This is a genomic window from Pseudodesulfovibrio nedwellii, from assembly GCF_027923765.1.
Taxonomy (GTDB): Bacteria; Desulfobacterota; Desulfovibrionia; order Desulfovibrionales; family Desulfovibrionaceae; genus Pseudodesulfovibrio; species Pseudodesulfovibrio nedwellii.
The window spans coordinates 3,738,480-3,762,062 of the sequence record NZ_AP026709.1; the positions used below are offsets into that span (position 1 = coordinate 3,738,480).

Below are 23,583 nucleotides of genomic sequence, written 5' to 3' on the forward strand. Positions count from 1 at the left end.
TTGTATTTTTAATGACTAAAAGCCCGGTAGACTGGATCTACCGGGCTTTTCAAATTTACCGATCAGGTTCTGTAGCAGCGTGCTGCTATCGAAAGCCGTGCTACAGAGCCAATGCCATTTCGTGCCACTCTGCGCCACCATGGTCGGACTCGGAAATACCACTATCCGTGAATCCATGGCGGGAATAGTACGGAATAAGATCATCTTTGCACAGTAGCAGAACGCGCTTCTTGTCGAGCTTGTGTGATTGTTTGATAAATTCGACCATGAGTTGGTCTGCAATGCCACGATGCTGAAAGTCAGGTAGGACGGAAAGGGAAAAGATGACGATGTTCTTTCCATCCGGGTCGTGACCTATAAGCTGCTTGAATTCTTCGTCTGTAATGTCTTCTTTGTCTGTGGCGCCGGAGTTGACCTGCCCTACTATTTGGCCATCGAGTTCGGCCACGAGATAACCTTCAGGATACTCGTGAATCCGTTTTTCAATGGATGAGGTCAGAGCAGCTTCGGAGGCCGGGAAACAGTTGCATTCGACGGTGTGACAAGCTGTCAGGTCGTCAGGCTCAGCAAAACGGATGGTCAGATTCTTCATAGGCTAATCCAGTGTAACGCCTTCAAGGGCGGCTTCGAGTTCTTCCCAGGTTTCGTAGGCGACTTCAAGGTTTGCTTCGATAGTCTCAAGGCGTTCTTGGTCATCGGCCATTGCCTGGGGTGTGTTTTTGAAATAATCAGGCTGCGACATCTTTGTCTGCAAGTCGTCGAGCTCGGTTTCCAGCTTTTCAATGAGCGCGGGCATGGTCTTGAGTTGCTCTCGCTTTTTCTCCAATTCGAATTTTTCTTTGTAACTCAATTTCTGCTTTGCGGGTTTGGCCGTTTTTTGTGCAGATTTAGGCTTGCATGCTTTTTTTTGAGTAACAGGAACGTCCGGTCGTTGTCTGAGCCAGTCGTCATAGCCGCCTACGTATTCGGCGACCACGCCGTTGCCTTCAAATCCGATGCTTGATGTGACGACGTTGTTGAGGAAGGCGCGATCATGGCTGACCAGCAGCAGGGTGCCGGGATACTCCATGAGCAATTCCTCAAGAAGGTCGAGTGTCTCGGCATCAAGGTCGTTGGTCGGTTCATCCATGACCAAGACATTGGAGGGGCGGGTGAAGAGTCGGGCCAGAAGCAGCCGGTTGCGTTCTCCACCAGACAGGACTGACACAGGCACTTTGGACCTGTCAGGTGTGAACAGGAAATCCTTTAGGTGCGACATGACATGTCGCTGCTGGCCGTTAATGGTTACGAAGTCATTGCCATCTGCCACATTGTAACGAGCTGAGCGGGTCTCATCGAGCTGTTCACGGAGTTGGTCGAAATAATTGATTTGGAGATTGACGCCGCGCCGGATCGACCCGCTTTGTGGTTCAAGTTCGCCCAGCAGAACCTTGAGTAGGGTGGTTTTCCCAACGCCATTGGGACCAATGAGGCCGACCTTGTCCCCGCGCATAATGGCGGTCGAAAAATCTGAAATGAGTGGAGTCTCGTCGAATCCAAAACATAGGGAGTTGGCTTCCACGACCAGTTTACCGGTGCGTTCGGCTTCCTGGATAATCATATTTACGGTGCCAACGCGGTCCCGGCGAGCCTTGTGTTCTTCACGCATCTTCCGCAGGTCGCGGACTCGTCCCATATTACGAGTGCGGCGAGCTTTGATACCCTGACGAATCCATGTTTCTTCTTCGGCCAATTTTCTGTCGAAATTATGATTCTGTTTGGCTTCGGCGTCGAGGGCCGCTTCTTTGCGTTGGAGATAGGTGGCGTAATTACATTCCCAATTATGGAGTTTGCCTCGGTCCAACTCCACAATGCGTGTCGCGACTTTTTTAAGGAAGGTACGGTCATGGGTGACGAAAAGCAGGGCCGTGGTTTGGCGCAGCAGGAAGTCTTCAAGCCAAGAAATGGAGTCGATATCCAAATGGTTTGTGGGCTCGTCAAGAATGAGCAGGTCCGGCCTGGAAACAAGTGCTCGAGCGAGCAGAGTACGACGTTTAGTGCCGCCGGACAGGGAAGAAAATCGTTCGTCGCCATTTAGTTTGAGATGGGACAATACGGTTTCGATAGTTTGGTGGTGCGGCCATCCACCGGCTTCTTCAAGCGCATGTTGTGCGTGCTCCAATTGAGCGACCAATTGGTTATTGTTGGAGTCTATGGTGTCAATCAATGCACTGGACGCCTCATGGTAGGCCGTCAGGTGTTCACCAACTTTGCCGAGCCCCTGCGCCGTGATATCATAGACCGTGCCTTTCAAATCTTGTGGGACTTCCTGTGGCAGCATGGCCACGCGGGAGCCTCGAGCATAATCAGCACTGCCTGAATCGGGACTGGTTACGCCTTCGATAATGGAGAGCAGGGTAGATTTTCCTTCCCCGTTTCTGCCGAGCAGGCAAACGCGCTCGCCCGGTTCGATCTGCATGGATACTTTGTCCAGCAGCACCGTTCCGGTGAAATTGATTGATATGTCGCGCAGGGAAACAAGGGCCATAATACCTGTCCATTGAAAAGGGGGCTGATGGATCAGCCCCCGGAATTGTTACCATCAGATGCTGTTTTACTTGCAGATGTCCTGAAATGCCTGATGCCGTTCGCCATAAGGTGGGTAGCCGAAGAATGCGGAACCGGAAACCAGAACGTCTACACCGGCTTCGGTCAATTTACGAGCATTTTCCAGAGTCACGCCGCCGTCGATCTGGATGAGTGTTTCGGCACCGGCTTCGTCGATCATGCCACGGAGTTCGCGGACTTTGTCTTTGCAGAAGGGGATGAACTTTTGACCACCAAAGCCCGGATTCACAGACATGATCAATACCATGTACAATTGTGGGATAAGGTATTTGATTGTTTCAAGCGGTGTGTGCGGATTAAGGGCCACTGCTGGCTTGGCACCGGTTTCAGCAATTTGAGCACAGACACGTTCAAGGTGGTCACATGTTTCGGCATGGACGCAAATGAGGTCAGCGCCCGCATCGGCAAAATTTTGAACGTAACGTCCTGGATCTTCAATCATCAGATGGCAGTCGAAAAAAAGGTCTGATTTTTTGCGCATGGCCTTGATGATAGGGGGGCCAAAGGTGATATTGGGGACAAAGCAACCGTCCATGATATCAAGGTGGACCCACTTGAGGCCAGCATCTTTCAGGGCTTTCAGTTCAGATTCCATGTTCGTAAAATCCGAGGAAAGCATCGAGGGTGATAAAATCATCTGTTCAACTCCACTTGATCGATTTTGATAGGGGGATGTGTACCCGCTCCTGTGTCGGACTGCAAGTTTTTCAACGGCAAGAGAGTGCTGCCTTTGTGAAAATGGATATAACGATCTGGTGAGGTCTGAATAAATCATGTATGTTTAATGAAATTTAAAATTGTTGCCCAGGTAGTTATGCGAGTTTTTATTTTTTATTTTTTGATAGTATTTATTTGTGTAGGTTTGTCGTCAGTATGTCATGCTGATGATATTTCTTTTTATATGGGAGAAGTTTATCCACTGAATTATGTGGCGGAAGATGAACTTCGGACCGGGGCGGTGGTGGAAATTGTCTCTACAATTATGCGTGAGACGGGGCAGAATGTAAATCCTCGGAATATCAGGGTCATCAATTGGGCACGTTCATTGTACGACGTCGCGACATATCCGAATACGGCTATTTTTTCAGTTGCACGAACTCCAGAACGGGACAAGAAATACAAATGGGTAGGACCTGTTGCCGAGTTGAACATTGGATTGATTGCTAAAAAAGCAGACAATATCATCATCGAAAATGAACAGGATGTCGGTAAATATAAGATCGGTATTGTTCGGGGGAGTGCCCCGGAACATATTTTAATCAGTAAATATGGCATGAAAGCTTCACAATTGAACCAACTGAAAGATGATCTAACACAGTTCAAGATGTTGGATGCAGACAGAGTCGATTTGATTACTCAGGCCGATACCTCCGCTTCCAGTGGTCTTCAACAAGCAGGGTTGGATCCGGGGCTTTTTGAGATGGTGTATGTCTTACAGCATGTCGATTTATATATTGCTTTCAATCCGAAGACAGATGATATGCTGATTGAAAAGATTCAGAAGGCGCTTCTATCATTAAAAGAGAAATTGGCAAATGGTGTAAGTCGATATGACGAAATTATGAATTTATATTATGGCGAAAACCGAATCTCCATACGCAGTTATTGAGAGTCTCATATAAAAGGAAAACTCCCGCAATCATGTAGTTACGGGAGTTTTTTATGGCTGGTTGTTAATTAGGCGGTCCGATGTGTATCCGAGGAGTCCGCCGAGAATCGTGGAAAAAATGATGATCGGGAAAACGGACATGGGTTCCCTTGGATAAGCGAGAACCGCTATGGGGATACCGGTGAGCAGGGCGATGAGCATTCCTGACGCCCAGCTTGTCAGAGGCAGGCGAGCATATGTGATAATGATGCCTAGGCCCAGCCAGTGAAGCAGTGCCGAGATATTCGCTTCCCAACTCAGTCCTTGAAAGACCATGGGGATGACATCAATGATGCCGGCAGCCAGCCCAAGCAGTAACGCCTTGAATATTTTATGCATGCACCCTTTTGCCAGTCTGAAGGCTATTTGTCCATTTTGAAGTCGACTTTGATCTTGAACAGTTTGTCAGCAGGCAGGTTGAGCACCTTGATCCCCGTGGCTTTTGTGATGGATGCAAGGATGGATTCAACTGCGTCCATGTCCGGTGCGATCAGTGCGAACCAGATATTGAATTCGTTTTCGCGCAGATAGTTATGCGTGACGCCATCATGCTTATTCACTTCGGCAACAAACTCGTCAATTTTGTCTTCCGGGCACGACGCGGCACACAGTGTAGACTGCCATCCCAGTGTGTTGGAATTGAAGTTGGCACCCATGCGGCGGATAACACCAGCCTTTTTCAAGTCGCGTACACGTTCCAGTACGTCAGATTCCGGCAGACCGATTTGTTTGCCGACCTCTTCATACGGACGCGAGGTTAACGGGAAGTGAGACTGGATGATGTCGAGTATCTTTTTGTCGTAATTGTCCATGTGATGCCTCCGGCGGCTCAAGAACCTTTTGAAAAAGGTTCTTGAGAATCTCCAAAACTTTTTATCGCGCTTCGCGGGATCGTGCGATTTTTATTGTATTTTTCCGTAAGGAATCAAATCCTTTCCATGCATCCCTTACTTTCGCCCAAGGCGACCCAAAAAGTTTGGGAAAATGAGGGGATGGAGGTCTGGGGGAAGGGGAGGAAATACCCCTTTTTAAAGAGTGTTTCCTCCCTTTCCCCCAGCCGTCGGAGGCTCTTACTTCTTTGCCTTTTTCTTCGGCTGGTAGGAGCAGAGCGGTTCTTCTTTCAAATAATGACCGTTCATGGTCTGAGCGCGTGCTCGGCAACCGCCGCAGACGCGTTCGTATTCGCAATGGCCACACTTACCGTCATAGACTTCTGGGTTGCGCAGATTGAGGAATTGCTGGGATTTTTTCCAGATGTCAGGGAAATGCGTCTCGCGCACCTGACCACAGTCGAGTTCAAGATAGCCACAGGGTTGCACTTGACCGCGATGGGATATGAAACAGAATCCCACGCCGCCGAGGCAGCCACGAGACACGGCATCCAGACCGAAGTTCTCGAAGTTGACCGGGATGCCTTCTTCTTTAGCGCGTTGGCGCAGGATGCGGTGGTAATGCGGGGCGCAGGTGGCCTTGAGTTGCATGTCCGTGGTCTTGCGGAAGTCGTAGAACCAGTTGAGCACGTCTTCGTACTCTTCGGCAGTAATGACTTCAGTGCCAAGTTCTACGGCCCGACCGGTCGGTACGAGCAGGAATATATGCCACGCGGATGCACCGATTCCTTCGCACAGATCAAAGATGTCCTTGAACAGATGAAGATTGTTCTTGGTCACCGTAGTGTTGATCTGGAATTCGATGCCCACGTCTTTCAAATATTGAATGCCTCGCATGGAAGCTTTGAATGCACCGACTTCGCCGCGGAATTCGTCGTGCTGGACCGCTTCTGGTGCATCGATGGAGATGGAGCATCGTTCGATACCCGCATCTTTCATCTGTTGGGCTGTTTCAGGCGTGATGAGTGTCCCGTTGGGAGCCATGACGCAACGAAGCCCTTTGGTTTTGGCGTAGGCGATCAACTCGTAGACGTCGTGCCGCATCATTGGCTCGCCGCCGGTAAAGATGATGATAGGGCTGCCTATGTCCGGGAAAGTGTCGATGAGAGCCTTGGCCTCTTCGGTGGACAATTCGTTCTCGTATGGTTCCGGGTGCGCTTCGGCCCGACAGTGCTTGCAGGCGAGGTTGCAGGACCGGGTCACTTCCCAGGCGATGAGCCTGCAAATGGGGGTGACGCCGTCGTCGAGGAAAAGCTTGGGTGCGTTTTCAGCACCAGGATGACCTTTGCCGTGGGGATGACCAGGGTGTCCGTCGGGATGGCCTTCAGAAGGGCAGCCGCCGGGATGGCCTTTGGGATGTTCGCTCATGTTATTTCAATGCCTTTAAGACGTCTTCTGTAAAGTATGTGAGAATAAGATCAGCCCCGGCGCGTTTGAAGGCAACCAAGGATTCCATGACCACGCCCATTTCGTCTATCCAGTCGTTTTGGGCAGCGGCCTTGATCATCGAGTATTCGCCGCTGACCTGATAGACGGCCACAGGCGTGTCAAAAGTGTCTCGCACCTGACGGACCATGTCGAGATACGGCAGGCCGGGCTTGACCATCAGGATGTCCGCACCTTCTTCCAGATCGGCAACGGCTTCGCGCATGCCTTCGCGGGAATTGGGAGGATCCATCTGGTAGGTCTTGCGGTCCCCGAATTGCGGGGTGGATTCGGCGGCTTCGCGGAATGGGCCGTAGAATGCCGATGCGTATTTTATCGCGTAAGACATGATCGGGGTGTTGGTAAAACCAGCGTCATCCAGTGCGGCGCGGATGGCGGCAACACGGCCATCCATCATATCAGACGGGGCCACCATGTCAGCTCCGGCCTTGGCTTGGGCTACAGCGGCCTTGGCCAGAAGATTCAAAGTGGGGTCGTTTTGAACGTATTCGTTTTTCACCATGCCGCAATGGCCGTGGGAGGTATACTCGCACAGACAGGTGTCAGCGATGACCACGAGTTCGGGAAATGTGTCCTTGAGCAGACGAATGGCCTTTTGGACAATGCCCATGTCGTCGTATGCACCGGACCCAACTTCGTCTTTTTCGGCAGGAATACCGAAAAGGATGCAGGCTTTGAGGCCATCGGCAACGGCTTCGGCTACTTTGATTTTCAGTTGTGTCAGAGAAAGCTGATATTGGCCGGGCATGGATGAGATTTCTTTTTTAAAGGAATCGTCATCGGTTTCGACCACGAAATAGGGCATGATCAAGTCATTGGCAGTGACCATGTTTTCGCGGACCAGTTCTCGCATGGCGAGACTGGAGCGAAGGCGACGGCCACGGAAAAAATCAGAGGGAATCATAGTATCTCCAAATCAATAATGTGTCTTTTGAAGACCCCTATACTCTTTTTCAACGGTATCGCCAACAAGTGCAACAAGTTGCTCACGCATGCATTTGTCGAAGGCGAAACAAAAAAGTTTAGGAAAGAAGAGGGGATGGGAGTCCGGGGGAAGGATAGAGGGGAGAACCCTTTTTAAAAGGAGTCCCTCTTTCCTTCCCCCGGCCGCCGGAGGCGAATATCGCTTACAGCTTTTCGCCGGTGATTTCTTCGTCGGTGAGATAGCAGGCAGGATCCTGCGCCCAGAAGTCATCATAGTAGGCTTCTGCACGGGCGCGGAAGTTGCCGCCGCAGATATTGAGGAAGCGACACTTGGCGCAACGGCCGCCCACATGAGGACGTTTGTCCTTGAGCTTGTGGAGCAGTTCGATCTTGGGATCGTTCCAGATTTCGGAGAAAGGACGTTCCAGCACGTTGCCAAAAGTATGATGGCGCATGAACTGGTCAGCGTGAACTTTGCCGTCCCAGGAGATACAGCCGATGCCGCGTCCCGTGGAGTTGCCTTCGTTCATCTTGAGCAGTTCAAGTACTTCCTTGGCACGTTCCGGGTCTTCCTTGAGAAGACGATAATAGACATGCGGACCGTCTGCGTGGTTGTCCACGGTCAGAACTTCCTTGGGCTTGCCTTTTTCAAACAATGCCTTTGTGTGGTCCATGATCAGATCGACAACGTCACGGGTTTCCTGATGGTTCAGGTCTTCTTTGATCAGTTCGGAACCACGACCGGAATATACCAGGTGGTAGAAACAGATGCGGGGAATTTCCAAGTCTTCAATGAGACTGAAGAGATGGGGGATCTCAGGAGCATTACGCTTGTTGATGGTGAAACGCAGGCCGACTTTGAGGCCTTCTGCCTGACAGTTCTCAACGCCTTTGAGTGCCTGTTTGTAGGACCCGGTCACGCCACGAAATTCATCGTGGACCGCCTCATTACCATCGATGGATATACCGACGTAAGAGAGACCAACTTCTTTCAGTTCTCTGGCTTTTGATTTTGTGATGAGCGTGCCGTTGGTAGAGATGACTGCACGCATGCCCTTGGCGGTTGCGTGTTTGGCCAAGTCGACCAAGTCTTCACGTACCAGAGGCTCGCCACCGGAAAAGAGCATGACAGGTGCGCCGAATTGGGCGAGATCATCTATCATCTCTTTGGCTTTTTCGTTGGAAATTGGGTCCTTGTGCGCGTTGATATCAACGGCCTGAGCGTAACAATGGACACATTTAAGGTTACACCGTTGGGTCATGTTCCAGACCACGACGGGCTTCTTGTCCTTGGAAAATTGGAGAAGATGGGAGGGCAACTGCCCTGATTCACGACTGTAACGCAGGGCGTCAGAAGGTTCTACTGCTCCGCAGTAGAGCTTGGAAATACCGATCATTTAAATAAACCTCTCAGCTGAAATGAAGGTCTCAGGTATCATATATCGTTCTGAGTGAAAAGAACGAAAAAGAGGGCCTGGAAAGGCCCCCGTCATGCGCTTCCGAAGAGGAAGATAAGAATTATTGCCAAAAAGTCAAGAAATCATCGTTTGACCTATCCCGCGAGGCGTATTTCGACCCGTCGGTTTTTTTGCTGTTCTTTGGTTGTGAGCCCTTGATTTAACGGTCTGGACTTACCATATCCCACGGTTTCAATGGTCGCAGGATCAACGCCGCCCTTGTTGACGAGGTATGCCTTGACTGCATCAGCTCGTTTTTTGGAAAGGGAGAGGTTGTACGCTTCATTGCCTTTGGTGTCGGTATGACCGCCGATGATGATGCTTTTGCCTTTGAGTTCCGGTGAGTTTAGAGCTTCACTTAAAGCATCCAGCAAAGGATATGATGATTCTTGAATAGTTGCTTTATCAAAATCGAAATGAACATCCAGATTTACGCCCGGAACGTCCGGTCGAACCACGGTGTTTTCATTTGATTCCGGTGGAAGGGTTACGCCGGGGCCGGGATCGGTGGCGGTAGTCGCGGGCGCTTCGACCAACTGGGTTAGACTGGGTTTTACCTGAGCCGGGTTGTCCACATATTTGTATTGTGTGTCGGGTGAAGGCAACCATGCCTTGAGCGGAATAGTCATGTCCTTGGCAATTTCACGAATGATTTTGTTGAAAGGAGCTTCACTCATGCGGAATTCATGTTTGAAATAAAAATAGTCGTCCGGCGGACGTTCTTCAAGGCGGCCTGATTGCATCATGGTCCAGAGGAGAATGCCGCTACCTGCCGCATAGATGTCGACCTGTACGGTAATCGCGGTGTCATCCAATGTATGCCCTGCATAGAAGTAGGGGACTTTGCCCAGAATGAGCAGATCAGCACCCCGTCTTCGAGCGGTTTCCAGAGCGGTGGACAGCCCTTGGTACCGTGTGCCTGATTGTAGTTCCATGACTGGGAAGAGGCGTTCCTCTGTCCAGGCTGAATAGAATATTTGTGCAAAGGAGTCGGATAGGCTGGCGTGATCGCTCGTGCGCTGCTGGATAACAAAGGGATAAAAATAGGCCGTTAAAGGTCTATATTGTTTCCCTCTGGGATGGACCGAAACTTGAAGTGGCGATTTCCTGACGGTTGGATCGGAATAGACTTTTGTCTGATCCGTCAAGGAAAGGTCCACGTTCGCGCACGCGGATAATATGAGTAACAAAGCGAAAAATAATACTTTTTTCATGACATTCACCGGCTTGTGGTTGCAACCGTTCCGCCCCATGCGCCAAGTGCGTGACAGGGGCGGATTTCAATGGCTCAATTAAAGCAATATGTATGCCGGGAATATTATTGAACGGTTTGTGTGGGTGCAGGTGCAGACTCTATGGATTCTAGCAACTGGTCGCGGGATTCCTTGAGACCCTGACGAAGCAGGAGTCGTTTCCCCGTGGAAAGCCGTCTAAATTCTGGTCTGTCAGTCAGTTCGGATAGGCGGTTCATTTCCACGAGAACATTGCGGATTAATTTTTGGATATCCCGTTCTCTGGGGTTGAGTTGGGCAGCCAGTACTGCCAAATCTCGGATTTCCATCGCCATCTCCTTGAGACGACGTGGGGCTATTTGCCGGGCGAGTTTTCGTTGTGCCTTGAGGTCCTGTATTTTGTTTTTGAACCAACCAAACATAATCCCTCCTACATCGTAGGCATCTGTCCCTGCATACCAATAACGGCGAGGATCATACCGATAAGCAGTGGCATGAGTATAACCGGAATGATAATGAAGTAGGATATCTTGTGGATATACTTGAGGCCGATGGCAGTCAGGACCAATCCCCATATGGCGTTCAGGAGCATCCATACGCTGACCACTTCAAGGGTCACTAATGGAATTATCCCCGTAATCATTGGGGCATAGGCATAGGCAACAGCTCTGAAAGACCCTTCGAAACCTTTATTGCCTGCTCGAAACAGTTTCAGGATGAGATGGTAGAATCCAGTAATGAAATAAATGGACATGGCCGCAAAGGCGGGTGTGACCAGAAGTTCGAACAGTCCGTTGGTTGTGTTGTATGCGACGACTTCCAGGCCGTTTGAAGTGATGTCAATGCTGGGAGTCAGGCCTGCAACACCCCATGCAAATTGGGCCAGAGCCTGAATCATCGCCACAAGAATGGCAAAAGTCAGAGGTTTGGACAAACCTCCACCTACGGGCATGACCGAAAAGAAGAGACGCGGTGAAAACAGGGCCAGTTTTATTGTCATGAACAGGCCGCCGAAAAATCCATAGCGATCCAATTGCTCAAAGGGCGGCGGAACTTCCATGGAGGCTTCTGGGGTTTCGTTTTCATCGCTTTCAGTCTGCATGGGATCGGGGAAATCTTCACTAAATTCGCCATTCCAGCCATCCACGGGCTGTTGCTCGTCGGTCTGTGGCGTCTGGCCGGAAGGGTAGATTATTTTGGGTTCGTCCAATGGCTCGGGGAAATCTGCATTGAATTCACCGTTCCAGCCATCGACAGGTTCTGGCCCATTCTGATGAGTATAGGGTTCAGTTGATGTCGGTTCATTGGACGTGTCAGAATTGTGTTGAGGTGTTGCTTTCGGTTCGGGCGGAGCCATGGCGTCCAGCTGTTTCCATAGGTCTTCCTTGGGCTTTTCGCCCGGAGTGGGAAGGTCTGGGAAAGTCCGTTCGGATGTTTCCGGTTCCGGGGACTTGGCTTGTTCTTGTGACGTAACAATGGGCTCCGGTGCCGGAGCTTCCGGTTCCTCAATGACAAATTCCTGTTCCGGTATTTCGCGAAATTTGAATTTCGTTTGACATTTTGGGCAGGTGGCAACCTGCGAACGAGGGGGTATCTTGCTTTCGTCCACTTCGCGGGCGAATTTGCATTCGGGACATATTATCTGCATTGCCGTTCCTTGAATGACATGAATGATGACGTTGAGAGGTCCTAGCCATTTTGTACGCAACAATCAAGCCGTCTGCAAATCCGTGCAGGATTATGCAGGGTTTTCTTCGAGCATAAGCATCTGAATCGCACCCATGATGAATGACGCTTCGGCGAAGAGGGATCGTTCCACATTGGGATAATCCTCGCTGAGTACATGCGTTATGGTGTCACCACCTGCTTTGTCAAAGCGTTTTAATTTGGCGGTCAGAACCTCAGGCGACTTGCGTAGGCGGCTGTAATGCAGGATAGGAGCGTCCAACGCAAGGGCTGTGCGTCCCTGAATACCTGTCAGTCGTTCGTGGATGGGGCGCTCAAAGCGGATGTCTTTACTGTTTTTGAAAAGACGTAATTGGAGGTCGGGCCAAAGACCGTACCCAACTTTGGAATGATTTTCGTCCGGGTACAGAGTCATCCTGGGAAAATAACAAGCTTCCAGCCTTTTTACGAGCATACAGGCCGGGAAGAGATCCCACACTTCTTCGTTGAACATCTCGTCACCGTCCAGACATAGAATCCAATCGCCTTCACATTCGTCAAGCATGCGGTTTCGCTGGGATGCGAAATCATCGAGGGGGTGGGCGAAGTGACGGACCGGAGCAGCACAAGGGTAGTTTGTTTCTGGGACGGTTTCATTGTCCCAGACTACGACCACTTCTTTGACCCAATCAGGGAATTGACCAAAATATACGTCGAGGTCTGGTTCGTCCGGGCTGAGAATGGCGCCGACAGAGAGATCGGGGGCAGCCACACCCACGTGACTTAGGTAGGAACTATTGATGGCCTGATGTGGTTTGCTCTGCATGAACAGTCGTTGCAGAGATTGATATTGTTGTTTGGTTTCGTCATCCATGGTTGGGTTTAGAACGAGGGTGGCCGTGTCTGACGATACATTAGCCAGAGCCAGGAGATACAACTGTGCCCACAGGGAAGTATCGCAGATGAGATTGACGTTTGAGTTCTTGTCAGTCCAATCCGAATTGGATTTCAGAAAGGTCCGGGCTGTATTCATGTCAGTTTCACATACGAATAATTTGGTGGTTTCCGGGAGGGCCGCGTGAAGGGCCAAGGCATGTTTGCCGTCACCCAGTCCGAAGAGAACCAGAGCCGTGGCTCGGCTCTTTTTGAAGATATTGAGGGTGCGCTCGGTGAAAGCCGGGATATCTTCAGAAGTTTTTTGTAGAATCGTTTTGGATGGTTGGTCTTTGAAGGCAAAGGCCAGAACTGCGTCGGTATAGTGTTTTATCAGTTTGCTCATGCGGTGATTCCTTTACGGTGGAGTAGTTCTTGATACACGGTTTCGAGTTGACGGGTGACCGTCTGTGCTCGATAGAGGCGGGCAGCTTTTTTCTGTCCGGCCAGCCCCATGCGCCGTGCTTCATCAGGATGGGAAAAAATATATTTCAAGGCATTGGCGTACTCTTCGGCGTTTTGTGCCACGAGTCCGGTGGTCATATGGTCGACCAATTCCAATTGGGCATTGTCTTTGAGTCCTTCGCTGGGATGGGTGATGACCGGTAGGCCGCAAGCCATGGCTTCGGCAATGACGAGGCCGAAGGATTCTCCGGTGTCGTTGGCATGTGCCAAGACTGAGACTCCGTTAAGAAAAGAGGCTATTTTTGCATCGGTTTGCACTGGATCATGGAAGATGACATTGCGTGAAAGATTGTTGGCGGCAACATATTCTTGCGCTTCGGGAATGGTCCCGATGACATGATATCGGAAGTCAGGGATGTCACGAACAACCAGTGGCAGAAATTCCAGAGCCAATCGAGACCATTTGCCGGGGTCAGCCCGTGATATGCGTCCGGCAGCAGGGATGGAAAAATCTTTGTTTGTACGTGCTGCACCCGCGAAGAAATCCGTGTCCACCGGATTGTATAGAAAGGAGTAGCGGGACGAGTCAGCTGGTATACCGGTGGTTGTCGTAAATCGTTCCAGACAGAATCTCGAGACAAAAAGTGTCCGGTCAATAATGGCAGCGGATGGGCTTGGGTCATGCCTTCCGAATACGTTGGTTTCAACCACAACAGGTGTCTGTGCTCGCTTCATGGGCTTGAGCAATTCTGGTTCAGGCCAGCCTGCGCGGTGGACATGGACAATTTGAGGTTTGAAGCGATCAAGTACGCTGAGGAGGTCCGGGTTGATGTAAGTTTCGATTCCCAGAGCACGAATTTGTCTCCCCCGTTCTCCATCCTGCGGACAGTAGGCCGCCGCGGTGAAGTGAGAAGGGGTCAGATTGGCGACGAAAAGCTGCATGACTTTTTCGGTGCCGCCAAGGGTCAGAGACTTGGATACGTGAAGAACACGGACAGGGGATTCAACCATGGGCGAAAGGTGACACAAGGTCGTGACATTGTAAACATGTCCAAGACATGGTGGGATGCAAAAAAAAGGCCCTTTGAAGGGCCGTTTTTTTATCTGTTGGTGTTGGTATAGGCGTTGGCTGCCCTGAATTTTGCTGCAGTAGCGGCGGAACGCATTTTGAGAGGTTGCGGAGGCACAACGGGTTGCGGCTTGGCAACCGGTTGTTTTGGCGTCTCTCGTGGCGTAGCCGAGGCGGGCGGTGTTTGCACGGGCATGGTCGGCGGAGCGGATGGCATAGGTTGACCTGACGGAAGAGTTGATGTCTTCGCGTTTGTCGGAGCCTGCTTGCCTTCGTATCCGGGAATGATCTGGGCATAGGCGGAGCGCAATCCTTCGAGAATATTGATAACTTCATCAACCATCTTGTTGTCCAGACGGATGTTTGCCTTGATGAGATGAGAGGTACAGAATTGATACAGAGCACCAAGTCTCGGCGTGATATCGCCACCTTTTTCTTTGTTTAAACTTTCTGACAACTCATGGATGATCGCCATGGCTTTGGAAATATATATACCTTTTTTTGCGAAATCTTTTTTATCGATTTCTACCTTGGCGCGTTTCAGGAATTTGATTGCTGCCTCATAGAGCATGAGAAGCAGATCACCCTGAGTCGTGGTCTCAATCTGTGTCGCGAGATATGCTTTTGCTGGGTTAGCCATTTATATCCTCCTAATTGCCAAGCTGTGCGATTGCCGAGCTTAGTTGCCCCTGCTTGAGGCTGTATTGTCCGAGTAATGCGTCCAGGCGTGAGAACTTTAGACGCATGTTTGTTTCCATTTTAGAAATTCGAGTGGTCTCGTATGCAATTTTGTCATCGATGGAGCTCATGATGTCGTTGTAATTATTCTGCAAAACCGCCAACGGTCCGCCTTCATAGGTGAATTCGTTGTATGGTTTTGTCAAGGAAGTGAGTTCGTCTATCAATTCACCAGCCTTGCCCTTCTGGACAGCAATTTTACCGGAGTGGGAGCCGGCACTGGTGTTGTCCAGACGGATGGCCATACCAAGAGAGTCACCTGATTTACCAGTGATCTCCCAACCGGAGACAGTGGCCTCTTCTCCATTGATGGTTGCGCTGGTGATTTGTGTTCCGTCACTGACTATTTCAATATCGTAAAATCCCGCCTTGGTAGTGCCGTCAATCAATGATTTGAAAGTGAAGTCCGGTGACTGACTTTTACCTTGGCTTTCTGAAGAGAAAAGTTTGGCAACGGCGTCAGGGTTTTCGTCCAAGGCTTTGGAGAGCTCGTCGTAATCGATTTTCAGTAGGCCGTATGTCGGTGATCCTTGTTCTGCATCCGTGAGGATACCGAGTTGAGAAAGAGCTGAATACTTGTCTCCTGTCAGCGTCTCTTCGTCCCAGGGAGCGAAGCCAAGTCCCATTTCTGCGGTGATGTTTTTAAGATTTTGTGAAACAATATCAATACCGTAGTTGCCGGTAAGAATAGATCCTTTGGTGTCCGAGACGTCGACCAGAGAGCTCCCACCAGTACTGGTTGTTCCTTTTGTTTCATCGACTTTAGTCATGGCGATGATGTTAGCGCGAACCAGGTTGATCGCTTCCACGAATTTTGTGACGGTGTCCTGCATCGCCTGCTTATCTGTGGTGACGGAGATAGTGACCGTACTGCCGGGATCCGAATCCTTCAGGTCAAGAGTTAACCCTTCGATGGCGTCGTCCACAATATTAGTGGATCTTTCCAGCCATCCGGCACCTGAGGCCGGGAAGCCGTTGATGCGAAGCTGGGCGTTTTGTGCATCCTGAGTTTGTGTGAAATCTCCGGTTCCGAAAACAAGCGAACCCGCATTGGAAATGACAATCTGATTGTCCGCACCCGGATCAATTCCGGTGAGTTGGAGATGGTAAACAGATCCGTCAAAAAGGGTTGAGGCCCTTATGTTGCTGCGTGAATCAGGGTGATTGTTGATGATGTTTACAAAACTATCGAGTGTTGTTCCGGCAGCAATGTTATCCACGGTGTAACTTTTGCCACCGTAGGAATATGTGAAAGATGTGTCGGCAGTGGCAATGACTGAATCCAGCCCACTGGCCCCTGAAGTCGTAATAAGCACGTCGTTTGTAGCCAGTTGGCCAACTTCGACAGTATGACTTGCTGCCTGTGCATCGGCATTGGCTGTGGCGACAAGAACATTCGTGTTGGTACTCGACACAGCCTTGGACATGAATTCGTTGGTTGTATCGAAGCCTTCAAGTGTGGTCTTGAGACTCAACATCTGGGTATTCAAGTTCTTGAATTGTTCGTTCTTGGTTTCCCAAGATGCTTTCCAATTTTCCAGCCGGGTGACGCGCTTCTGCTCCACTTCGACGAGGCCGTCGATGAGTTTGTTGAAGTCTGTCCCGTTTCCCAGGCCGGCGAAATTGATTGAGCCGGATGTGTATGCGTTTTCTGCCATGGCTATACCCTTAATCGGAATATTTTTCCCTTTACATTAGGTCGCCTTTACACTTGCAATCCTGGTGCCACAGAGGAAGCCTTTTCAACCTTTGAACGCAAAGGGCCGAACTCCTCGATGGAGTTCGACCCGAATACTCGTTATAAAGCAGCGTGCTTTACGACTAACCGATGAGGGACAAAGCCATTCTCGGCATGGAGTTGGCCTGGGACAGCATGGAAACTGCGGCCTGGGTCTTGATCTGGTTGCGAACGAATTCGGTCATCTCGGTTGCGACGTCAACGTCGGAGATACGGGATTCAGCAGCCTGAACGTTCTCGGCCTGGATACCCAGAACTGTTACGGTGTTTTCAAGTCTGTTCTGCAAGGAACCCAAGTTGGCGCGAATCTTATCCTTGGAAATGATCGCGTTGTTCAGGGTGTCCAGAGAGGCCTGAGCCAAAGCCTGGGTTGAAATGGAGTTGCTTGCAGCAAGACCGACGCCCAGAGAAGAAGCTGTGGAACTGCTGATTTCAACGTAGTAGTAATCTTCTGCGCAGTCGTTACCGGTACCAAAGTGAACCTTCAGCTTACCAGTGGACTGGAGACCTGCGCCAGAGTGGGTACCTGAAAGGTTACCGTTGAGCAGGTAGATGCCGTTGAAGTCAGTAGAGTTGGCGATACGAGTGATTTCCGAAGCCATGGCCTGATACTCGGAGTCGATGATCAGACGCTGGTCAGAGTTGTAGGTACCCGTGGATGCCTGCATGGCCAGTTCCTTCATACGGATCAGCTTTTCATCGATAACGCCGAGGGCGCCGTCAGCTGTCTGGATGAGGGAGACTGCATCGTTTGCATTACGAATGCCCTGATTGAGAGACTGAATGTCAGCACGCATCAATTCGCGAACTGCCAAGCCTGCAGCATCATCAGAAGCTGTACCAACACGAAGTCCGGAAGACAGACGACGAGTTGATGTTTCCAGGGCGCTGTAGGACTGGCCCAGGTTGCGGGATGCATTCATTGCCATCATGTTGTGGTTAATTACGAGAGACATAATTTCCTCCTTGAAATTGTTTCGGCTTCCATGCCTAGATTTCAACCCGGCGGTTGAGTTTTTACCGGGCAAACCATTCGTTTGTTGCTCTACTCATCGTCGGGGTACGGAAAAACTTTAGGGTCCATGAACGTTTTTTTTGTAATCAAAGTCAGGGAAATGGCTGAACAAAAAAAATATTTATGAGGATTTGAACTTTATAGTTTGCAAAGTATTGGGCGTGACGAATCGCCAGAGTGTGACTGGGGTTTGCAGAATTAAAAGGAAAAGTGTTGTAAAGCAGTGACTTAGATGTGTGTTAGCCGAAAGTCTGACGCATGGTTTTTATAAGCTGGGTCATGCGTATCTCATAGGTGTGTTCGGCCAAAATGCGTTTTCTGGCTGCCATGGAAATGGCCTTTCTTTTTTTGGGGTCGGCGAGAAATTGATCAATGAGATGTGGGATCTCTTCCGGGTCTCGATAGACCACAGCTTCTGTATCGAGGTCGAACAGGTTCTCCATCTGATCACGATGGTCTGTGATGAGAAAGCCGTTACAGGCCGGAACATCAAAGACTCGTTGGTTGACGGCTCCCGGCATCTGGCGGCTGGTGCAGTTGAAGTTGATTGTAGAGGCTGGGTAGAATCGAGGGAGATCTTCGTAGTAGTCAAGGCGTTCCAGTCGTCGAACTTTGGCTCCCTGCGGAAGGATAGTGTCCCAACCCGTATCTCCGACAATAAGCGGAGTGTACTGTAGAATGTTTTTTATGCAGTTGAGTCGGTATTGCCGGGTCGCTTCCCAAGTCAGCAGGGACTCACTGGCCAGCCTGTTTTCTTTGGTGGGCAGATTCGCGATGGTTTTATGCCAGTCTGGATGAAAGGTTTCCAAGAAATTTGCGATCAGAGTTTCGCCGGAATCGCCAAAGTGGCGGGCGACATTCTCATAATTTGCAGCGAGGTGCGCTGGCAGGTTTGCCTGGTCCAGACTCTCGGCCACAGGGCGGACCATGGAGTTGCCTACGAATGATACGTCAGTATGCCATTGGGTGGGTGCTGTTTTATCGTGCCCGGGTACGAATCGAGCCGGGTCTGTCGCCAGAGGAAGATAGTGGACGTGCTGAAATCCCTTATTTCGGACAGCTTCAGTGCTTCCCGCATCAAAGGAGAAAATAATAGTATTGTCACTGCTAGGGTGGGCGTAATCAAACAAAATGAGATGGGGATTGTCCACGAACCATGATGCCAGAGGTAGGTTGAGGTTCGCCAGTAATTCTGCCAGTTTGCCTTCGCGATCCAGGCCGAAGTGGTTGACGGTCAGGACGAAGTCCGGTTTGAAGTCGATGACTGCTTTGAGAATCGCTTCAATAAATGACTGGTCGCCGGTTTCGCGGTTGTTCAAGGGAATGGTTTGGTATTTGATATCAAGACAGTCAAAGGCCGACAGAATTTCCCTGCACAGAAAATAATTGGAATCGAAAAAAAGGACACGAGGACTGGTTGATTGAAATTTGGGGTATCGCGTCTGGCTCCAGAAATCGGAAGTGTTACTAGCCTTTATTGTGTCGAGAATCGGACCATAATACTCTCGGTCCAGTCGAGGATATAGTGGAAGAATGACCGGGTGCAATGGCCGGTCGTCGTGTTTTGCCTGCCACTCCACAATTCTTTTGAAGGCTTTGCCGGGATTAGTGTCATTGATTGCAAGGATTGTGTCTTGTTGTGAGATGGCTTTGGTCAGGTCGAGGACCGTTTGTTCCTTGTCCACCACGGCAACGGGGAATCCTTTCCGCTGTAAAGCGTTGAGGCAGTGTCCCAAACCTGAACCGATGAGTACGGGAAGAGTGCCAGTGGGAACGGAATCGGCAAGAGCCAGTTCCCGTTCCATGCTTTTTCGACCCCACATGTGCCAGACTTTGCCCTGTCTGTGAATACGGATGTCGGTCAGTTCGCCGTCGGTGGTGATGGGTTCGGCTGTGTAAGGGATACGGATCATGGGTTTGTCATGTACGTCATATAGGGGTGTGCAGGCAAGGCGTCTTATACATGACATATATAATAAGGCCCCGCCGAATGGTTCGACGGGGCCTTTGTTTTTTCTATTGTTTAGTTGTCGGAACCGAAAAGTCCTTTGATGGCATCTCCGGCAGAGCCTGCGCCCTTGGTGACGCCTTCAACGGCTTTGCCCAGTTCTTTCTGAAGCTGTTTGCCGACTTGAGTGACTGTGCCGGTGATGTCGCCTGTCATTTCGTTCAAAACCAGAGCGAACGCCTCAGCCGGAGTGGTGTCCTTTTCCTTGCCGATGTCCTTGAGGTGGATGTCGGGAAGATCGATGCCCATGGATTGATCTCCAAAAGCATTCAGCATGGTGCCGCCAAGATTGATGTGACCGTTCTTAACAATGAAGTTATTGATCTGAATTTTCTTTTCTGCACCGGTTTCCGTGGGCTCGGCTTCTGTCTTCTGTTCTTGTTTCTGCTCGCCTGCCACGGTTTTCTTGATGTTGTTGACGATGGTTTTGAAGTTGTCGGTGTTTCCCTTTTTCTCATAGCTGATGATAGGACCATCGACGAAAATTTCTTCGATAATGATACGGTCAGTTGTCAGGGAATCGGTTACGACTGACACGCGGATGGTGTCGCACTCAACAGCGCTGGGCATAGAGAATCCCTTGGGGTTGCCCAAGAGGAAGTCGGACAGGGAGCCTGAACCGGACAGGATGGAAATGTCTGCCGAGCCAAGTTTGACTTCGGTTTTGGTGATGGGCGGTCCGTATTCTTCGACGGCCGTTTTGATGATATCTCCGAGGTTCAGAACGATGAGAACTGCTACAGCAATGATGGCGGCGGTAACTACGCCGATACCGATGAATATGAATTTCTTCATGTTGTCTCCTTGGTGAGGGTGGGAATGATTAAAAAAGAGTATGTTATTTATGACTGTAGGGCAACCGGTTCACGGAAACAATCAGGGAAGCATTGGGAATGGTGGATTGGCAAAGTGCCGCATGTGTCGTGTTGATATGCCCGGTTCTCCTGAATCCAAAGAGGGACCGAAGCCCTTTTGAATGAAGGGCTTGTCGAGAAAGATCGTCTCTTCCATGGACTGGCACAGAAGGCTTGCTCTAGTGGCGGCTTCATCCATCATTGTTTTAATGGATTTGTTGAATGGTTTGCCGGTGACAGGGTGTTGGTATTTGATCTTTCCACGTATTTTTTCAGCCTGACGCATGAGTTGTGGCGCATAAAAAAGAGTGATTATTTCTTTTGCCTGTCGTGGAAGAAGTGGTGATAGAGCAAAAAACGTTCGGGAAAGGGTGGGCTTTAGGTATAATCCTTGAAGAGTCGCAAATACGGTGAAAGCGTGACTTAACCCGGCGCGAAGTTCTTCGGATGACGTGCTAGCCAGTTCGGCCATATGTTCTATGGGCAGGGCTTCGTAAAGATCATTTTCCAGGCGTGTCAGGAGTCGTTTGATGGAAAAAAGAGGCCGTCCGATCATTTCCGGGCAGATGACCATATCCATCAATGATTCAAGGGCGCGGTGTCGTTGCCTAGTCTGTGATTTGGTCTTTGGGTCAACGTCAAAGTAGTCACCAGAGAGATGCCAGACCATGGGATGCATGGTAGCATCCGCAAATACATGGGAAGCCATGCCGACAAACAGGGCCGTTGCCAGTTCATTATCAAGAGCCGCAGCTGCGTGTTTTGCCTGAATTTTAAGCAGGGTAAAGGTGTCTTGGCCATCAACACCATGAAGTTGGTGAGCTAGTTGATTCAGTGGGCGAGCGTGTTTGTTTACGCCATAGAAAAGGGCATCATGCACCACCGATCCCAGAAGGAGGCCGTGGGGATAGGCGTTCAGGCAGGAAGAAAACCGAGTTTCGGAGAGAATCTCCGCAGTTTTTAAAGCGGTTTTGAAGTGTATCAGTTCTTTTGGCATATGATTCCGTTTTCAGTTTGCTTTTTGGGTACCCTACTTGATAACGTCCGCAGGGCAAAGAGAACTTCAGGAACACCAAGGAAACAGTATGACGAAATATTTTATTAATGAACAGTACGATGTGCAGGATGCCGATGCCAGCAAGGGATTTGGCAAAGGAGAAAAGCGTGAAGATTATGCTGACGCCTGGAAGGATACCGGTAATATAATTTTAATAGGATTGGGCGGTTCAGGTAAAAAGGCATTGGCTAACCTTCTCGGCGGACGAACCGGACTGGTTGTCGTGGCCCCGAAAGGAGTCACCGAGGCTGTGCAGGTTTTGGGCGCAGGGCCGCGTATTATCGTGCTTGAAGACGGATTGGTCGAAGCCGCCGAGGTCCAGGCGCTCATCCATGGTTCTGGCAAGGTCTTTTATATAATGGTTGATTCCAAAATTTTGTCGGAACGTGTTGCGGACAGAGAAGGCGTAGGAGATACGGAAGCCCTGTGGCGTGAAATTTCTGCCCGTCTGGCCGTTATGGAACCCGTGTTCTATAGTGTACTTCATTTTATTATGCAGGGAGCGCAATCCCCGGATGAATTGGTGGATGATGCCATGGAAAAAATTGGGTACTAATTTACTTTCATACCCAGTCGATTGATGACATGCGTTGCGGTTTGCGGTAAGCACAAAATCTCGTTTGCGACACAGACCATTCATAGGGAGCTTTACATGCCGGAAAAGAAACTCAGGGTCGACTTTATGACCATGACACCTGATGCTTTGTCACTTATCTACGCCGCTTTTCGCCAGTGCTATCATGCTGGATTTGTAGCAGATATGTGGCCTAGATTGCTTTCTGGCGACATTGATCCCGAGGTGCAGGCGGACTTTGTGTCCAAAACTATGGAATCCGGACATGACAGTCCCGTTGAACATGTGTCCATGACCTTCGCTGTCGAAGGTATTTCCAGAGCGTGCTCCCATCAGATTGTGCGTCATCGTATCGCTTCCTACTCTCAGCAGAGTCAGCGGTATGTGGCCGAAAATGATATGGAATATATCCTGCCCCCAGCCATTGCCAAGATCCCCGAAGCCAAAGAACGTTTTGAGTCGTTTATGGAAGAAGTGCAATCCGCTTATTCCGATCTGCGTGAAATCCTGGTGGCCAACGGGCGTAAGTCCAAGGCCAATGAGGATGCCCGTTTCGTGTTGCCTCAGGCTGCAGAAACAAAAATTGTCATCACCATGAATTGTCGCAGTCTGAATCATTTTTTTCATTTGCGGTGCTGTAATCGTGCCCAGTGGGAAGTTCGAGCCGTGGCAGACCAGATGCTTGCACTTTGCAAAGAAAAGCTTCCCGCCATCTTTATGAATGGTGGCGCTCGGTGCGAACAGCTAGGATATTGTCCGGAATCTCCGAAATTTGCCTGTGGCAAGTACCCGAGTCGCGATAAAACTTCAGGTTAACTTTTCCAAAGGCCGGGATAAAATCCTGCCCCTCTGACACCTTGTGCTTTTTGGCATTTTTGTGTCGTGCTTTTTTTTGTCATATTTTTCAGCATGTTGATGCTGTTCAAAAATGACAGCCCTGTGTCAGCCCTTGGGGGACGGGGCTTTTTGACTCCTTGTGCAACATGTGTTTGACAGGCTGCGGGGAGTAAGAATTGTTGCTGTTAAGTTTAGTGTAAATAATTTAGATAGTTATCACTAATTTTTAGTTTTTTTACTTGATTTACCATTGGTTAACCTGTCATAAAAAATAATCAATGGAAAAGGAATTTAATGTAAAAATGATGAATTTGATGAAATCTGAGTTTTAAACTGTTTAAAACATTTTCAACAGTTGTTAAGAACTGTACTCTCTAGATATATTTGAGAGTCCGAAAACCCTTGTAGCTCAGTTGTTTCATGGGGTGGGCGGTGAAAAGAAGGGCTGAGTGCGGGTTTCCTGATTTTGTCTTGTTTTATAACAGG

At 49.8% G+C, this 23,583-nt stretch carries 22 protein-coding genes; 3 read left to right on the forward strand and 19 right to left on the reverse strand.

The window, feature by feature from the left end; all coding sequences use genetic code 11:
* Positions 1–100: 100 nt before the first annotated feature.
* The 3 genes from SYK_RS17550 to rpe all read right to left on the reverse strand — a co-directional run bounded on the left by SYK_RS17550 (position 101) and on the right by rpe (position 3,244).
* On the reverse strand, positions 101–592 hold the full coding sequence (locus tag SYK_RS17550) for a GNAT family N-acetyltransferase (protein ID WP_281761556.1): 492 nt from the start codon (positions 590–592) through the stop codon (positions 101–103).
* A 3-nt stretch (positions 593–595) separates the two neighbouring features.
* The gene (locus SYK_RS17555; RefSeq protein WP_281761557.1) at positions 596–2,527 is read right to left on the reverse strand and encodes an ATP-binding cassette domain-containing protein; all 1,932 of its coding nucleotides are present in this window, start codon (positions 2,525–2,527) and stop codon (positions 596–598) included.
* 66 nt (positions 2,528–2,593) lie between these two features.
* Entirely contained in the window at positions 2,594–3,244 is a 651-nt protein-coding gene (gene rpe / locus SYK_RS17560; RefSeq protein ID WP_281761558.1) for a ribulose-phosphate 3-epimerase, read from the reverse strand.
* Positions 3,245–3,391: 147 nt separating this feature from the next.
* Between rpe and SYK_RS17565 the strand changes: the two genes are divergently transcribed.
* Positions 3,392–4,216, forward strand: a complete 825-nt coding sequence (locus SYK_RS17565; RefSeq protein WP_281761559.1) for a substrate-binding periplasmic protein — start codon at positions 3,392–3,394, stop codon at positions 4,214–4,216.
* A gap of 51 nt (positions 4,217–4,267) precedes the next feature.
* Here SYK_RS17565 and SYK_RS17570 read toward each other — a convergent pair whose 3' ends face one another.
* From SYK_RS17570 to SYK_RS17645, 16 genes are all read right to left on the reverse strand, one after another.
* Entirely contained in the window at positions 4,268–4,594 is a 327-nt protein-coding gene (locus tag SYK_RS17570; protein WP_281761560.1) for a hypothetical protein, read from the reverse strand.
* Between the two features lie 23 nt (positions 4,595–4,617).
* Positions 4,618–5,067 (reverse strand): siroheme decarboxylase subunit alpha, encoded by a 450-nt coding sequence (ahbA, locus tag SYK_RS17575; protein WP_281761561.1) that lies wholly within the window; start codon positions 5,065–5,067, stop codon positions 4,618–4,620.
* Positions 5,068–5,325: 258 nt separating this feature from the next.
* Positions 5,326–6,513 carry a heme b synthase gene (ahbD, locus tag SYK_RS17580; RefSeq protein ID WP_281761562.1) on the reverse strand — a complete coding sequence of 396 codons (1,188 nt, stop codon included), beginning with the start codon at positions 6,511–6,513 and terminating at the stop codon, positions 5,326–5,328.
* A 1-nt stretch (position 6,514) separates the two neighbouring features.
* Entirely contained in the window at positions 6,515–7,495 is a 981-nt protein-coding gene (gene hemB, locus SYK_RS17585; RefSeq protein ID WP_281761563.1) for a porphobilinogen synthase, read from the reverse strand.
* Positions 7,496–7,718: 223 nt separating this feature from the next.
* On the reverse strand, positions 7,719–8,912 hold the full coding sequence (gene ahbC, locus SYK_RS17590) for a 12,18-didecarboxysiroheme deacetylase (RefSeq protein ID WP_281761564.1): 1,194 nt from the start codon (positions 8,910–8,912) through the stop codon (positions 7,719–7,721).
* A 155-nt stretch (positions 8,913–9,067) separates the two neighbouring features.
* On the reverse strand, positions 9,068–10,186 hold the full coding sequence (locus SYK_RS17595; RefSeq protein ID WP_281761565.1) for an OmpA family protein: 1,119 nt from the start codon (positions 10,184–10,186) through the stop codon (positions 9,068–9,070).
* A gap of 104 nt (positions 10,187–10,290) precedes the next feature.
* Complete coding sequence (locus SYK_RS17600; protein WP_281761566.1) at positions 10,291–10,626, reverse strand: hypothetical protein; 336 nt, start codon at positions 10,624–10,626, stop codon at positions 10,291–10,293.
* Positions 10,627–10,634: 8 nt separating this feature from the next.
* Positions 10,635–11,852 (reverse strand): zinc-ribbon domain-containing protein, encoded by a 1,218-nt coding sequence (locus SYK_RS17605; protein ID WP_281761567.1) that lies wholly within the window; start codon positions 11,850–11,852, stop codon positions 10,635–10,637.
* Between the two features lie 90 nt (positions 11,853–11,942).
* Positions 11,943–13,148 carry a glycosyltransferase family protein gene (locus tag SYK_RS17610; RefSeq protein ID WP_281761568.1) on the reverse strand — a complete coding sequence of 402 codons (1,206 nt, stop codon included), beginning with the start codon at positions 13,146–13,148 and terminating at the stop codon, positions 11,943–11,945.
* Entirely contained in the window at positions 13,145–14,218 is a 1,074-nt protein-coding gene (locus tag SYK_RS17615) for a glycosyltransferase family 4 protein (protein WP_281761569.1), read from the reverse strand. Before SYK_RS17615 ends, SYK_RS17610 begins: the two co-directional genes overlap by 4 nt.
* A gap of 89 nt (positions 14,219–14,307) precedes the next feature.
* Positions 14,308–14,916, reverse strand: a complete 609-nt coding sequence (fliS, locus tag SYK_RS17620) for a flagellar export chaperone FliS (protein ID WP_281761570.1) — start codon at positions 14,914–14,916, stop codon at positions 14,308–14,310.
* 10 nt (positions 14,917–14,926) lie between these two features.
* Complete coding sequence (fliD, locus tag SYK_RS17625; protein ID WP_281761571.1) at positions 14,927–16,672, reverse strand: flagellar filament capping protein FliD; 1,746 nt, start codon at positions 16,670–16,672, stop codon at positions 14,927–14,929.
* Between the two features lie 163 nt (positions 16,673–16,835).
* Positions 16,836–17,708 (reverse strand): flagellin, encoded by an 873-nt coding sequence (locus SYK_RS17630; protein ID WP_281761572.1) that lies wholly within the window; start codon positions 17,706–17,708, stop codon positions 16,836–16,838.
* 298 nt (positions 17,709–18,006) lie between these two features.
* Entirely contained in the window at positions 18,007–19,680 is a 1,674-nt protein-coding gene (locus SYK_RS17635; protein ID WP_281761573.1) for a CgeB family protein, read from the reverse strand.
* A gap of 110 nt (positions 19,681–19,790) precedes the next feature.
* Complete coding sequence (locus tag SYK_RS17640; RefSeq protein WP_281761574.1) at positions 19,791–20,570, reverse strand: AsmA family protein; 780 nt, start codon at positions 20,568–20,570, stop codon at positions 19,791–19,793.
* An 81-nt stretch (positions 20,571–20,651) separates the two neighbouring features.
* Positions 20,652–21,626, reverse strand: a complete 975-nt coding sequence (locus SYK_RS17645; RefSeq protein ID WP_281761575.1) for a zinc dependent phospholipase C family protein — start codon at positions 21,624–21,626, stop codon at positions 20,652–20,654.
* Positions 21,627–21,714: 88 nt separating this feature from the next.
* On the opposite strand from SYK_RS17645, the gene SYK_RS17650 reads away from it, so the two are divergent.
* Complete coding sequence (locus tag SYK_RS17650) at positions 21,715–22,242, forward strand: ATP-binding cassette domain-containing protein (RefSeq protein WP_281761576.1); 528 nt, start codon at positions 21,715–21,717, stop codon at positions 22,240–22,242.
* Between the two features lie 96 nt (positions 22,243–22,338).
* Positions 22,339–23,076, forward strand: a complete 738-nt coding sequence (gene thyX, locus SYK_RS17655; protein WP_281761577.1) for an FAD-dependent thymidylate synthase — start codon at positions 22,339–22,341, stop codon at positions 23,074–23,076.
* Positions 23,077–23,583: the final 507 nt, after the last annotated feature.